Annotated in this window: 11 protein-coding genes and 2 pseudogenes; 4 read left to right on the top strand and 9 right to left on the bottom strand. The window is 71.1% G+C overall.

Features of this window, described 5'->3' with window-relative positions:
* The 4 genes and pseudogenes from JNW91_RS24100 to murJ form a co-directional block, all read right to left on the bottom strand.
* Positions 1-373: pseudogene (locus tag JNW91_RS24100) on the bottom strand (hypothetical protein); the annotation flags it as partial.
* The gene (gene sigM, locus JNW91_RS24095; RefSeq protein WP_203177704.1) at positions 370-1065 is read right to left on the bottom strand and encodes an RNA polymerase sigma factor SigM; all 696 of its coding nucleotides are present in this window, start codon (positions 1063-1065) and stop codon (positions 370-372) included. The pseudogene JNW91_RS24100 and the gene sigM, both read right to left, overlap by 4 nt.
* 43 nt (positions 1066-1108) lie before the next feature.
* Positions 1109-2716 (bottom strand): protein kinase family protein, encoded by a 1608-nt coding sequence (locus JNW91_RS24090; protein WP_203177703.1) that lies wholly within the window; start codon positions 2714-2716, stop codon positions 1109-1111.
* A gap of 430 nt (positions 2717-3146) precedes the next feature.
* Positions 3147-4904, bottom strand: coding sequence for a murein biosynthesis integral membrane protein MurJ (gene murJ / locus JNW91_RS24085; protein WP_203177702.1), 1758 nt, complete (start codon positions 4902-4904; stop codon positions 3147-3149).
* A gap of 126 nt (positions 4905-5030) precedes the next feature.
* Here murJ and JNW91_RS24080 point away from each other — a divergent pair, with 126 nt between their 5' ends.
* Positions 5031-6491 (top strand): CCA tRNA nucleotidyltransferase, encoded by a 1461-nt coding sequence (locus JNW91_RS24080; protein WP_203177701.1) that lies wholly within the window; start codon positions 5031-5033, stop codon positions 6489-6491.
* Positions 6492-6639: 148 nt separating this feature from the next.
* Here JNW91_RS24080 and JNW91_RS24075 read toward each other — a convergent pair whose 3' ends face one another.
* Both JNW91_RS24075 and JNW91_RS24070 read right to left on the bottom strand, forming a co-directional pair.
* On the bottom strand, positions 6640-8175 hold the full coding sequence (locus JNW91_RS24075; RefSeq protein ID WP_203177700.1) for a flotillin family protein: 1536 nt from the start codon (positions 8173-8175) through the stop codon (positions 6640-6642).
* A 25-nt stretch (positions 8176-8200) separates the two neighbouring features.
* On the bottom strand, positions 8201-8722 hold the full coding sequence (locus JNW91_RS24070) for an NfeD family protein (protein WP_309244475.1): 522 nt from the start codon (positions 8720-8722) through the stop codon (positions 8201-8203).
* A 79-nt stretch (positions 8723-8801) separates the two neighbouring features.
* Between JNW91_RS24070 and JNW91_RS24065 the strand changes: the two genes are divergently transcribed.
* Entirely contained in the window at positions 8802-9281 is a 480-nt protein-coding gene (locus JNW91_RS24065) for a methylated-DNA--[protein]-cysteine S-methyltransferase (RefSeq protein ID WP_203177698.1), read from the top strand.
* Positions 9282-9393: 112 nt separating this feature from the next.
* Positions 9394-10341: a hypothetical protein gene (locus tag JNW91_RS24060; protein WP_203177697.1), complete on the top strand. Its 948-nt coding sequence runs from the start codon at positions 9394-9396 to the stop codon at positions 10339-10341.
* Between the two features lie 92 nt (positions 10342-10433).
* On the opposite strand, the gene JNW91_RS24055 is transcribed toward JNW91_RS24060, so the two are convergent.
* Together JNW91_RS24055 and JNW91_RS24050 are read right to left on the bottom strand one after the other, a co-directional pair.
* Positions 10434-11513: an inositol-3-phosphate synthase gene (locus JNW91_RS24055; RefSeq protein ID WP_203177696.1), complete on the bottom strand. Its 1080-nt coding sequence runs from the start codon at positions 11511-11513 to the stop codon at positions 10434-10436.
* Between the two features lie 23 nt (positions 11514-11536).
* Complete coding sequence (locus JNW91_RS24050; RefSeq protein WP_203177695.1) at positions 11537-12175, bottom strand: PadR family transcriptional regulator; 639 nt, start codon at positions 12173-12175, stop codon at positions 11537-11539.
* A 174-nt stretch (positions 12176-12349) separates the two neighbouring features.
* Here JNW91_RS24050 and JNW91_RS24045 point away from each other — a divergent pair, with 174 nt between their 5' ends.
* Entirely contained in the window at positions 12350-12799 is a 450-nt protein-coding gene (locus JNW91_RS24045) for a DUF5318 domain-containing protein (protein WP_203177694.1), read from the top strand.
* Between the two features lie 139 nt (positions 12800-12938).
* Here JNW91_RS24045 and JNW91_RS34055 read toward each other — a convergent pair.
* Positions 12939-13292, bottom strand: a pseudogene (locus JNW91_RS34055) (hypothetical protein); the annotation flags it as partial.

Genomic DNA, 13292 nt, shown 5'->3' with positions numbered 1-13292 from the left:
GGCGCGACCCGGCTCGGCCGGCCGCTGGGCCGGCGACCGGCCCACCCTGGGCCGGCACGACAGCCGGGCTGGCGGTGTCACCATCCGGGGTGGTGGCGGTGTCCTCGCCGGCCGGCGGCCTGCCCGCGGCGGCCAGTGCGGCGAAGAGTCGGTCGACGACCTCCGGCGGCATCGGGGGCGGGTCGGCCCAGTCGGCCAGGTCGGCGTGGACCTGCGTCAGCGCGGCGCCCAGTCGTGCCCGCGCCTCGGCCCACGCCGGGTCCTCGTCCACCAGCCGGGCGACCTCCGCCTGCTGCGGCGTTCCGTCCAGCGCCCCGCCGAGGTAGTCAGCGAGCAGGTCGTCGTCGACCTCCCTGAACCCCTCGGTGGTCACGTGTCCTCCTGATTGGCGTCGCGCCGGTAACGACCCGGCCCCGATCCGACGCCCTCCACCGGGCGTGGGTTCCCCGGGGTGACGGCGGGCACGTCCGCGGTCGGACCGGTCGGCACCGCTCGGGCCGGGCGGAGATGCCCGAGCACCACCGCAAGCCGGGCGCGGCCCCGGGCGCAGCGGCTCTTCACCGTGCCCTCCGCGACGCCGAGGATGCGGGCCACCTCGGCGACGGGGTACCCCTGCACGTCCACCAGCACCAGGGCGGCGCGTTGTTCGACGGGCAGCGTGGCGAGTGCCTGGCGGACCACCAGGGCCGTGTCGTGGTCCTGCACCGGTGCGGCCGGCTCCACGCCCCTGGTGCCGGAGCCGTCCCCGGCCCGATCGCCGTCCGGCAGTGGAACGGTGGGGTGGGCCTGGCGGCGTCGGATCCGGTCCAGGCAGGCGTTGACCACGATCCGGTGCAACCAGGTGGTGACCGCGGAGTCACCGCGGAACCGGCCGGCCGCCCGGTGCGCGGACAGCAGCGCGTCCTGGAGGGCGTCCGCCGCCTCCTCGCGGTCGCCGAGCGTCCGCAGGGCCACCGCCCACAACCGGTCGCGGTGCCGGCGGAACAGTTCGGCGAAGGCGTCCCCGTCTCCGGCGACGTGGGCGCGCAGCAGCTCCAGGTCGGTTGCGGCGTCGCGCCCGTCCATCACCGCGTCCAGCGGATGCGGTGCCCGGGTCGTGGTGCCCGGCTCACGACCCCTGGACCGTAATCTCCTGCACCCCCAGCTTGAACCCACCCTCGGCCGGGGCCAGCTCGGTGATCCAGAACAGCAGGTACCGGTACTTCGTGTCGGCGTCGAAGCCGTTGAACGTCATGGTGGTGCCATCGTGGTCCTCGAACGGCTGGCCGATGGCGGTCTTGTAGTTCGCGACCAGCTGCTTGTCACCGTTGGAGCTGGACGGCGGGTTGGTCGTGCCGGCGAGGAGCTGGGCGGACGCGCCGGTGGCCGAGAGCACCGCCTGGACCGACTTGACGGTGTGCGGCTCACCGAGGTCGATCCAGACCCCCATGCCCTTCTTCAGGTTGCCGAAGTTGGGCCGGCCCTGGTACGTCTCCGTCTCCCAGCCCTTGTCCTCGTCACCGTCGATGACCTTGTCGGCGCCGTCGAGCTCGCTGCGGTTGCTGCTGTCCGGGTCGATGATCCGGACGTCCTTCACGGTCAGCTTGCGCACCGTCGCGGCGGCCGGGGTGGCGTCGCCGGCCGGGGCACTGGAGGTGGGAGCGGCGACCGGGTTGGCCTGCTGGTCCTTGTCGTCGCCGCCGAGCGCGCTGATCCCGATCAGCAGACCCACCAGGGCGACCGCCAGCAGGCCGGCGATGCCCACGGCGACCTTGCGGCCGCCGGCCGCGGCCAGCGGCGACGGCTCCTCCTCGGTGTCGGCCGCGAACCGCAGCGGGCCGCTGTTGTCGAGGTAGTGCTCCTCCTCGGCCGGCACGTCCAGACGGGCCAACTCGGCCGCGAGCACGTCCGACGAGGGCGGGGCGATCTCGGCGTCGAGCAGATCCATGGTCAGGTCGTCGAGGTACGCGGGCACACCGGCCCGAACCTGGCGGGGTGCCGCGATGGCGCCGCCGGCGTCCCGGACACCATCAGGGATGGCAGCCCGGCCGTGGCCGGCGGTGGCGCCGCGCAGTGGTGCCTCGGCGTGCGGCCAGTGGCCGGTCAGGGCGAAGTAGAGGATTCCGCCGACCGCCCGGATGTCGTTCTCCTGGCTGTCGGCGCCGTCGGTGCGCGCGTCGGCCAGCACCACACGGCCCTCATCGCTGATCATGACGGTGCCGGGGTGGACGTTGCCGTGGACCATTCCGGTGGCGTGCACCGCCGCGAGGGCGCTCGCGACGGCGTTGCCGATGGCGGTGGCTCGCGCCGGGTCCAGGGGGCCCTCGGTGGCGAGGTCGCGCAGGGACTGCCCGTCCACCCACTCGCGGACCACGTACGCCCGCTCGGCCTCGTCGATCGCGTCGTAGACGCCGACCAGGTTGGGGTGGATGACGCGGCTGGCCGCGACGGCGGCCTGAAGCATCTCGGTGGCGGAGTCACCACCCGGATAGCGCAGCACGACCGCGACCGGACGGCGGAGGATGACGTCCACTCCGCGCCAGACCAGCCGACCCGCGCTGTCGTTGTTGATGTGCTCGACCAGCTCGTAACGCTCGGCGAGGATTTCACCGGCCGTGGGAGCACCGAAGGTCATGACCGGCGGAGCGCTCTCGTCCGCCTCCTGACCCTCGCCGACCTGGGTCACCCGTCCTCCCTCGGTGATCGTGTCGATCGATGGACCCGAACTGCTGGGCATGTGGCTTCCCGCTCTGCCGTCGAAGGAACCGGCCGACCGGTGTCGACGCCCAGCGTCGGCGCCTGCCGTACCCGTCGAGAGCGACCTTACCCGGGTTGCCCGTCTCTCCGACATGTCATCTTCCCGCCGTACCCGGCGGGGTGCCGGGAGTCGGGGAAGTCGTCCGGTTACGACCGTTCTCAGCCACGTTGCTGGCACATGTACTAGCCAATCTACGGCTTCACCGCAAGTGACCGACGTCGGGCCGGCCCCGGGTGGCACCCTCGCCATCCGGCATGTTCCCCCCGATCGGGCGACCACGCTCATCCGTACGGCTGGTTATCCACAGGCCGATCCGGTTGCTGACCGGCGAATCGCGGAGTTATCCACAGGCGTGTCCCCAGGCTGGTGATCCGCCGTCACGTTCCGTGTGGCTGGTCGTTCGTGCCGCTCAACGACCGAGTCGGCGGCGGACCATGCCGAGCACCTCGGTGATCTCACCGATCCGCAGCAGCGTGGCGAGACCCAGGTACGTCCCGCCGATCACCGCGCCACCGATCACGAGCTGGATCACGGCCTGCATCCAGCTCGGCGTGTCGCCGCCGGGCAGCAGGTTCACCACGAGCAGGCCGACCAGGGCGGCGCCCAACGCGGCGACCGCCACCCGACCGAGGGTGCGCAGAATGGCGCCCATCCCGATCCGACCGACCCGGGGTCGCAGCAGCCATGCGGAGGCGAATGCCGCGGCCAGGTAGGACACGGCGTTGCCGATCATCATCCCGGCCGCCGCGAAGTGGGCGGCGAAGGCGACGTAGAGCACCACCTGTACGCCGATCCGCAGCGCCACCACCGGGATGTTGATCAGCGCCGGGGTGCGGGTGTCCGGCAGGGCGTAGAAGGCGAAGGTGAAGAGCTGGCTGATGGCGAACGGCACGAGCGCCAGCGCCGCCAGCAGCAGCACCAGCGAGGTGTCGGAGGCGTTCTCGTCGGTGAACGCGCCGTAGCGGAACAGCGTCACGGCCAGCGGGGTGGCCAGCACCGCGTAGCAGACCGCGATCGGGGCGAGGACCGCCGAGACGGTGCGGGTGCCCCGGGACAGGTCTGCGGCGACGTCGGAGTACCGGCCGTCGGCCGCGGCGGCGCTCATCCGGGGCATCAGCGCCGTGATGATCGAGACGGCGATGATGCCGTGCGCCATGTAAAGCAGCAGGAACACGTTGTTGTAGATCAGCGGGCCGGCTGCGTTGTCCTTGCCCGCCCGGTTCAGCAGGTTGAACAGCACGATCAGACCGACCTGGCTGACCGCGACGTAGCAGAACATCCAGCCGCCGAGGCGGCCGAGTTCGCGCAGGCCGAGGGCGCGGAAGTCGAACCGGAGCCGCCAGCGGAAGCCGACCTTGCGCAACGCGGGCAGCAGGCCGGCGGCCTGGATCGCGACGCCGAGCAGGGTGCCGCCGCCGATCAACAGGATCCGGCCGCTGGTCATCTGCTCCGGGCGGATGATCTCAGCGCCGAAGATCGCGATGTACAGGCCCGCGGTGGCGATCACCACGATGTTGTTGAGAATCGGCGCCCACATCGGGGCGGCGAAGTGCCCCCGGGTGTTGAGCACGGCACTGATCAGCGCGCTGAGGCCGGTGAAGAAGATCATCGGCAACATCAGGTAGGACAGTGCCGTGACGAGTTCCTGGTACTGGTCCCCGGTGTTGTCGCTGGCGTAGAGCTTGGTCAGGAGCGACGCGGACGCCGCCGCCACCACCGCCGCCGCGGCGAGGGTCAGCACCGCGAGAGTCAGCAACCGCTGGGCGTACGCCTGGCCGCCGTCGGCGTCGGCCCTGCGCCGGCGGACCAGCACCGGGATCAGCACGCTGGTGAGGATTCCGCCGAGCAGGAACTCGTAGACCATCCCGGGCAGGATCTGCGCGGTGGTGTACGCGTCACCGACCAGCGCGCCACCCAGCGCGGCGGTCAGCGCCAGCGTGCGCAGGAAGCCCGTGCCCCGGCTGACCAGGCTGCCGATCGCCATCACCGCGCTGTTGGCCGCCGCGCTCGCCTCGCCCACCTGCTCCTGCGGCGGGGCGGTCGACTCCATGGCCGGCTGGTTCAGCGGCTCGGCGGAGATGAACGTCGCGCCGTCCCCCGGCCGTAGGCCGGCTCCCGCACCGCCGTCCTGCGCGGCGTTCGCGCTGCGGTAGAGCCCGCCGCTCATCTCCAGCCTCCCAGGGGTACGTCGAGCCGGGCACCGACCCGCACGTCACAGACCATAGTCAACCCGTACTCGTTACCCGCGCCCGGCGGATCGGATCACACCCCGGCCCGATAGGCTGGCGATCCCATGTCCGAAGTCTCCGCTCCCCACGCCGCCGACCGCCGCGAACTCACCGCCGCGCAGCGCAACGCCGTCGCCGAACTGCTCCGGGTCTCCCCGGTCGCCGACGAGTTGGGCCGCCGGTTCGTGCGCGCCGGCCACGAGTTGCACCTGGTGGGCGGTTCGGTCCGGGACGCGCTGCTCGGCCGGCTCGGCGACGACCTCGACTTCTGCACCGACGCGCACCCCGACGAGACGCTGCGGATCATCAAGGGCTGGGCCGAGTCGATCTGGGAGACCGGCCGGGAGTTCGGCACCATCGGCGCTCAGCGCGCCGGCCTGCGGCTGGAGATCACCACCTTCCGCGCCGAGTCGTACGACCAGGTCAGCCGCAACCCCGTCGTGGTGTACGGCACCAGCCTGGAGGAGGACCTGAAGCGGCGCGACTTCACCGTCAACGCGATGGCGGTGAGCCTGCCGGAGCACCGGTTCACCGACCCGCACGGCGGGTTGGACGACATCTCCGCCAAGGTGATCCGTACGCCCAGCACCCCCCGCGAGTCGTTCGGCGACGATCCGCTGCGGATGCTGCGGGCGGCCCGGTTCGCCGCCCAGCTGGGTTTCGCCGTCCATCCCGACGCGCACCGGGCGATGGGCGAGATGTCGGCCGACCTGGACCGCATCACCGCCGAGCGGATCCGCGACGAGTTCACCAAGCTGCTCTGCGGCGCGGACCCGATCACCGGGTTGCGGCTGCTGGTCGACACGGGCCTGGCCGAGCGGTTCCTGCCCGAGCTGACCGGGCTGAAGCTGGAGATCGACGAGCACGCCCAGCACAAGGACGTCTACGAGCACACGCTGACGGTCGTCGAGAACGCGGTCTCCTTCGAGGAGGAGGGCTGCGACTTCATCCTGCGGATGGCCGCCCTCATGCACGACGTGGGCAAGCCGGCGACCAAGGCGGTCGGGTCCGACGGCCGGGTCAGCTTCCACCACCACGAGGTGGTGGGCGCGCGGCTGACCAAGGCCCGGATGAAGGCGATGCGCTACCCCAAGGAGATCACCGCGAAGGTGACCGCGCTGGTCGCGCTGCACCTGCGTTTCTACGGGTACGGGCGGGGCGAGTGGACCGACTCGGCGGTGCGCCGGTACGTCGCGGACGCCGGTGACCTGCTGCCCCGACTGCACAAGCTGACCCGTTCGGACTGCACCACCCGCAACCGGCGTAAGGCGGCCCAGTTGGCCGCCGACTACGACGCGCTGGAGGATCGGATCGCCCGGATCGCGGCCGAGGAGGACCTCGCGCGGGTCCGGCCCGACCTCGACGGCAACGCGATCATGGAGCTGCTCGGCGTACCGCCGGGGCCGGTCGTCGGGCGGGCGTGGAAGCACCTCAAGGAGCAGCGCCTGGAGCAGGGTCCGCTGGACCGCGACGCCGCCGAGGCGGAGTTGCTGCGCTGGGCGCGCGCCGAGGGCTTGATCAGCTAGCCTGTCGCGCCGCCGCCCGGCCTTGATCGGCTCGGTTTCACGGAAATCGGGGTGTCCCGGTCGCCAGGACACCCCGATTTCCAGGAACCCGAGTGGATCTGACGCGCGCCGCCCCCGAACCGGGAGCGGCGCGCGTCGGCGTACGTCGTCAGCGGGTCTCGACGGCGGTCCCGTCCACGGCCGTGGTGCCCTTGCCGGCCGGTGCGCCGTTGCCGCCCGTGCTGGACGCCGAGCCGAGCCGGGCGAGCAGACCGGGCAGGTCGATGCCGGTCAGGTCGCTGCCGAGTTGCAGACCCTGCGCCACGTTGCCGGCCACCGACTTCGTCAGTGACGACGCGCCGTCGGTGGAGATGACGGTCATCTTGTCGATCGCCCCGATCGGGGCGCTGGCCGCCTCGACCACCTGCGGTAGCACCTTGACCAGCAGGTCCAGCACGGCCGCCTCCCCGTACGCGGCGAACGCCTCGGCCTTGCGCGCCATCGCGTCCGCCTCGGCCTCACCCTTCGCCAGGATGGCCGCGGCCTCGGCCGTGCCCTCCCGCTCGATTGCCTCGGCGATCGCGGAGCGCCGCCGCTGCTCCGCTTCACCCTCCTTGGCGCCCTCGATGGCGTTCGCCTCGGCGAGCGCGGCCCGCCGGGCCCGCTCACCCTCACCGGTGAGGTGGGCCTGCTCGGCGGCGGCCTGCGCGGCGGCGATGACGGCCTGGCGCTGCGCGTCGGCGTTCAGCACCGCAGCGTTGCGAGCCGCCTCGGCTTCCTGCTCCACCTTGTACCGGGCGGCGTCGGCCGGCTTGCGTACCTCGGTGTCCAGCTGACGCTGCTTGAGTTCCGCGTTGCGCTCGGCGACCTTCTGCTGCTCGGAGAGGATCGCCTGGTCCCGCTCAGCCTGGGCGAGCGGCCCGGCCGCGGCGGACTTCGCCTTCGCCGCGTCGATCTCGGCCTGGATGCCGGCCTGCTTGAGGGCGAGGTTCCGGTTCGCCTCGGCGATGGCCTCTTCGGCGAGCAGCCGCTCCTGCTCGGCCTGCTGCCGGGCCCGCGCCTCGGCGATCGCCGCGTCCTTGAGCACCCGGGCGGCCTCGGGCCGGCCCAGGTCCTGGAGGTAGGAGCCCTCGGCGAGGATGTCCTGGAGCTGGAAGGTGTCCAGCACGAGACCCTGGTTGGTCATCGAGTGTTCGGCCTCCTCGGCGACCGCGCTGGCGAACGCCGCCCGGTCCCGGATCACCTCCTCGACGGTGAGCCGGCCGACGATCGACCGCAGCGCGCCGGCGAGCACCTCCCGGGTGAAGTTGTCGATCTCGTCCTGCTGGTGCAGGAACCGCTGGGCGGCGGCCCGGATCGCGTCCTCGGTGCCGCCGACCTTGACGATCGCCACGCCGTGCAGGTCGGCACGGATGCCCTGCTTGCTCACGGCACCCCGGATGCCGACGTCGATGCGCCGGCTGGACAGGTCGAGCGACTGGAGCTTCTGCACCACCGGCAGCACGAACACCGAGGCGCCCAGCACGACCTTCTGCCCGGAGTTGTCGGTCGACCTGGCGCCGTCGGCGGTCTGCGTGGTGCGGCCCTTGCGGCCGGTGACGATGAACGCCTCGTTCGGCCCGGCCACCTTGATCCGGGAGAGCACGAACAACACCAGGATGAGTACGAGGAGGACCGCGCCGCCGATGGCGATCAGCAGGGGCATGGAGAAGTCCCGTCTGTGAGAGGAGTCAGTAGGTCTCGACGTGCACGCTGGTCTCGCTGAGCGCCTGCACGACGAAGACCTGGGCGCCGATCGGGATCGGCTGGTCGGCGCGGGCGTTGAGCTTGACCGGTTGGCCGGCGACGCGTACCCGGACCTCGCCGTAGCCGTTGACCGGCACCGGCGTGACGACCAGGCCGAGCGCGCCCACCAGGTCGTCACGGGTGGGGGTGGGGTCGGTGCGCATGTTCCGGGCCGCGCGGCTGAAGCGTGAGGCCAGCCAGCCGGTGGGCACGGCGGCGAGCAGGCCGCCGGCCGCCGCGCCCGCGATCATTGCCGGTGTACGCGCGCCGAGCAGTTCGTTGACGATGGCGCCGCCGAACCCGAACGCCCCGGCGAAGCCGGCGACCGTCTCGACCGAGATCGGCCCGTCCACGTCGACGTGCCCGACGTGGAGCAACCCGGTGCCGAGCAGGGCGAGCGCCAGCACTGCGACGCCCGCACCGCCGATGATCAGAAAGATGAGCGTCCCCGTGGCCACGACCTGCACGGTATCGACGTGGCGCAACGGCGAGCGGGCTCCTGCGGGCGGGGTGGGCCGGGTCGCCGAGGTCGGGGACAATGGGTGGATGCGCTGGACCGTGCTCGACTCACCGATCGGCGAGTTCTCCGTGGCCAGCGACGGCGCGAGCATCTGCGGCGCGCATTTCGGTCGGGTCGAGGCAGCCGTCGACGAGCCCGATGACACGCTGTCCCGACGGGCCGTCGCCGAGCTGCGGGCGTACTTCGCCGGCGAGCTGACCGGGTTCACCGTCCCGGTGTCGATCCCGCGTGGTTCGGATTTCGAGCGGGCCGTGTGGCGGGAGATGACCCTCATTCCGTACGGCGAAATGCTGACCTACGGCGAGGTCGCGCGCCGGGTCGGCGATCCGGGCGCGGCCCGGGCGGTGGGTGTCGCCTGCAACCGCAACCCGATCCCGGTCATCGTGCCGTGCCACCGCATCGTCGGTGCCGGTGGTCGGCTGGTCGGATTCGGGGGCGGCCTGCCGCGCAAGGTGCACCTGCTGGAGTTGGAGGCCCGGGTGGCCCTGCACCAGGCATGGTCCTGATCGGTTCGACTCTCTCCAGAAGATCTCTCGATAATCGACCGATCGGTCGATGTGGACACCCTGCGGTAACCGTCATGATCGGGCGTCATTTCACCAACCTTGCGGGGGACCGATGACCGAGCACGAGGACAAGACCGTTAACCGCCGCCGGCTGCTGCGCCGGGCCGGCACCGTCGCGGCCGGCGTCGCTGGCAGCACCGTCGTGGGCGCCGCCATCGCCGCGCCCGCTCAGGCCGCGCCCGGCGACCCGGTGGTCCAGGGCGCCAACAACGCCGCCGGTGCCACCAGCACGTCGCTGACCAGCACCGCAGCCGGAGCCACCCTGCAGTTGGGGAACACGAACACCACCACCGCCGGGGATGGCACGGTGCTGGCCCGGCCGGCGCTGCGGCTGACGCCGAGCGGCGAGGTCCTGCACGGCGACTCGCTCGGCGGCTCGATCGGTATGGACACCTACGGCAACATCCAGGTGGTGTCCGAGTTCGGCGGCGGCAAGTACCTGGAGTACGTGCACACGACCGGCAACTCGAACCAGATCGTGTCGATCGTGCCGCAGCGGCTCGTCGACACCCGTTCCGCCGGGTCGCGCGCCTCGATCCTCAACGCCTCGTCGACCACCCTGGACAGCTCGGGGCGTCTGCGGGACGGCCAGACCATCCACATCGACCTGAGCGAATTCTCCTACTTCGCGGACGCCCTCTTCGGCAACCTCACCGTGACGACCGCGGTCGCGTCGGGCTTCGTGCAGATCTTCCCGTACGGCAGCCCGCGCCCGGCGAACTTCTCGACGATCAACTACCTGCCCAACCAGGTGATCTCGAACTCGTTCATGTCGGGCGTCGGCTACGACGACGAGTACACCGACGTCATCTCCGTCTACGCCGCCCGGACCACCCACATCATCATCGACGTGGTGGCGTTCGTGATCGGCGTCGGCGCCGTCAACCCCGGCATCCTGCCGTTCTCCGCCGGTGCGGCGGCGCGTGGCGCCGAGTCGCCCGAGCAGCGCAAGGCGAAGCGGGCCGCGGCTGCCAAGCAGCAGTCGCCGAGCTGGAAGTAGGTCGGTCGCCGTACCCCACGGCGAGGCACCGAACGCGGCGAGGGCCGGGTCCTTTCGGACCCGGCCCTCGGCCGTACGCGGTGTTCAGCGGGTCAGCGCTCGACCTCACCGGCGATGAACTCCTCCACGGCCTGGTGGGCGTCGTGGTCGGCGTACTGCACCGGCGGGGACTTCATGAAGTACGACGAGGCCGACAGGATCGGGCCGCCGATGTTCCGGTCCAGCGCGATCTTCGCGGCCCGGACCGCGTCGATGATGACGCCGGCCGAGTTCGGCGAGTCCCACACCTCGAGCTTCAGCTCGGCGTTGAGCGGGGTGTCACCGAACGAGCGACCCTCCAGGCGGATGTACGCCCACTTGCGGTCGTCCAGCCACGGCACGTGGTCCGACGGGCCGATGTGCACGTCGCTCTTGCTCATCTCGTGCGGGATCTGCGACGTGACCGACTGGGTCTTCGAGATCTTCTTCGAGACCAGCCGCTTGCGCTCCAGCATGTTCATGAAGTCCATGTTGCCGCCGAAGTTGAGCTGGTACGTGCGCAGCAGCTCGACGCCGCGGTCCTCGAAGAGCTTCGCGAGGGCGCGGTGCACGATGGTGGCGCCGACCTGGCTCTTGATGTCGTCACCGACGATCGGCAGGCCAGCGTCGGTGAACTTCTGGGCCCACTCCGGGTCGGAGGCGATGAAGACCGGCAGGGCGTTGACGAACGCGCAGCCGGCGTCGATCGCGGCCTGGGCGTAGAACTTGGCGGCCTGCTCGGAGCCGACCGGGAGGTAGCAGACGACGACGTCGACCTGCGCGTCACGCAGCGCCTGCGCCACGTCGACGGGGGTGGCGTCGGACTCCTCGACGATCTCGCGGTAGTACTGGCCCAGACCGTCGAAGGTCGGACCGCGCTGCACGGACACGCCGGTCGGCGGCACGTCGCAGAGCTTGATGGTGTTGTTCTCGCTGGCGACGATCGCCTCCGCGAGGTCCATGCCCACCTTCTTGGCGTCCACGTCGAACGCCGCGACGAACTCCACGGCGGAGACGTGGTAGTCGCCGAAGGCAACGTGCATGAGACCCGGGACGCGGTCGTTCGGGTCGGCATTCCGGTAGTACTCGACGCCCTGAACCAGGGACGAGGCGCAGTTACCCACACCGACGATGGCGACGCGGACGGAGCCCATAGCGTCTGCCTCCTTCTTTTCTGTCACGGCCGCTCTTTCCTGGTCTCTCCAGGCGGAGGCGGGCTGTTGTCTTCTCGTCGGCCACCGGCCGTCCCCAGTTGCGGGACCGTCGGGGCTCGGCCGGAGCGCTCGTTGGCGATGAGCTCCTCCAGCCAGCGGACCTCGCGCTCACAGGCGTCAAGGCCGTGGCGCTGCAGTTCCAGGGTGTAAGCGTCGAGGCGCTCGGCCGCCCGGCCCAGCACGTCACGAAGCCCTTCGCGACGCTCCTCGATCTTGCGGCGGCGACCCTCCAGGATGCGCAGTCGGGTCGCCTGGTCGGTCCGGGCGAAGAACGCGAAGTGCACTCCGAAGCCCGTGTCGTCGTACGTCTCGGGCCCGGCCTGTGCGATCAGCTGGGCGAAGCGTTCCTTGCCCTCCGCGGTGATTTTGTAGACCACCCGACCACGTCTGCTGGTCAGCGCGGGAACCTCCTCGGCGGTGGCGGGTGTCTCGGCGGCTTCGGTGATCCAACCCGCCGCCTGCAACCTGCGCAGGGTCGGGTAGAGCGAGCCGTAGCTGATCGCCGCCCGGATCGCGCCGAGTTTGGCGGTCAACTCCTTGCGCAGCTCGTAGCCGTGCATCGGAGACTCCTGAAGGAGGCCGAGGATGGCGAATTCGAGCACTGGCCACCCTCTCTTTACCCTCCGGCGGGAGTGGTAACCGCCGCGATGTATCGGACCGATACATCGCACGTTAGCGGTTCGCGGGGGTCAGGGCAAACCCCCGTTCCGAGATGGTTCTGTCACGGATCGTGACCGTGGTCGCCTGCTCGGGCCGGACCGCGTACCCTTCTCCGCATGCGTACGCAGCGCCAGGTCGTCGACTACTCGCTTCAGAAGCGAGCGGTGCTGCGTGAGCTCCTGGCCGGCCGGGTCGGCACGTACGACGTGTGCGACGCGTCTCCCTACCTGAAGAACGCGGCTCGGTTCCACGGTGAGCCGACCGACCGGCGCTGCCCCATCTGCCGCAGCGAGAATTTGACGCTCGTCCACTACATTTACGGTGACGAGCTCAAGCAGTCCGCCGGCCAGGCCCGGACACTGGCCGAGTTGCCCGTGCTGGCGATGACGCTGCGTGAGTTTCAGGTCTTCGTGGTGGAGGTGTGCCTCGGCTGTGACTGGAACCATCTCGTCGAGCAGTACCTGCTCGGTCGGGACGGTCTCACTGCCGACGGCGACAGTGCCGGCGAGCAGGACGCGGCGGGCGCCGAGGGCACGGGTCGGCGGAGGCGAGAGGCGCAACGGTGATCTCAGCTGGTTCGACCGGCCCCGGGGCCGCAGACATGACCCGGGACGGTCGACCGCTCGTTGGTCTGATTAGCCCGATTGATACAGCAATGACCCTGGTGGACCGGCACCCCCGTGCCGGCGTCCCGGGTGAAGCAACTCACGGCAACCCGGTGGCGGCGCAGTCGCGCCCCACCGCGACCGGCAGGGTGTGAGGAATGAACTCGTACGGCGATCCCAGTTCTGCGCGCGGGCGGGCCCAGTATTCGGGCCCCAACGGTGACCCCGGACCGGGCGCGAACGACGCGTACCGCCGAACCGGCGGTGACTCCGGCGGAAGCGGCTGGTCGGCCACGGAGGGCGCGGCGCCTCCGGGCCGTGCCTCCGTGACACCACGGCCCGCCGGCGGACGCGCGTCGGTGGGTGGTTCCGCCTCGGTGCCGCCGCGCGGCGGTGCCGCCGGGTCGGCCTCGGTGGGACCGGCCACGCCGGGCCGGAGTGGCCGCGCCTCGGT

It is taken from the genome of Micromonospora parastrephiae, assembly GCF_016802865.1.
GTDB lineage: Bacteria > Actinomycetota > Actinomycetes > Mycobacteriales > Micromonosporaceae > Micromonospora > Micromonospora parastrephiae.
Note: the sequence above shows the minus strand (reverse complement) of the source record. Positions and strands in the feature narration are given on the sequence as shown.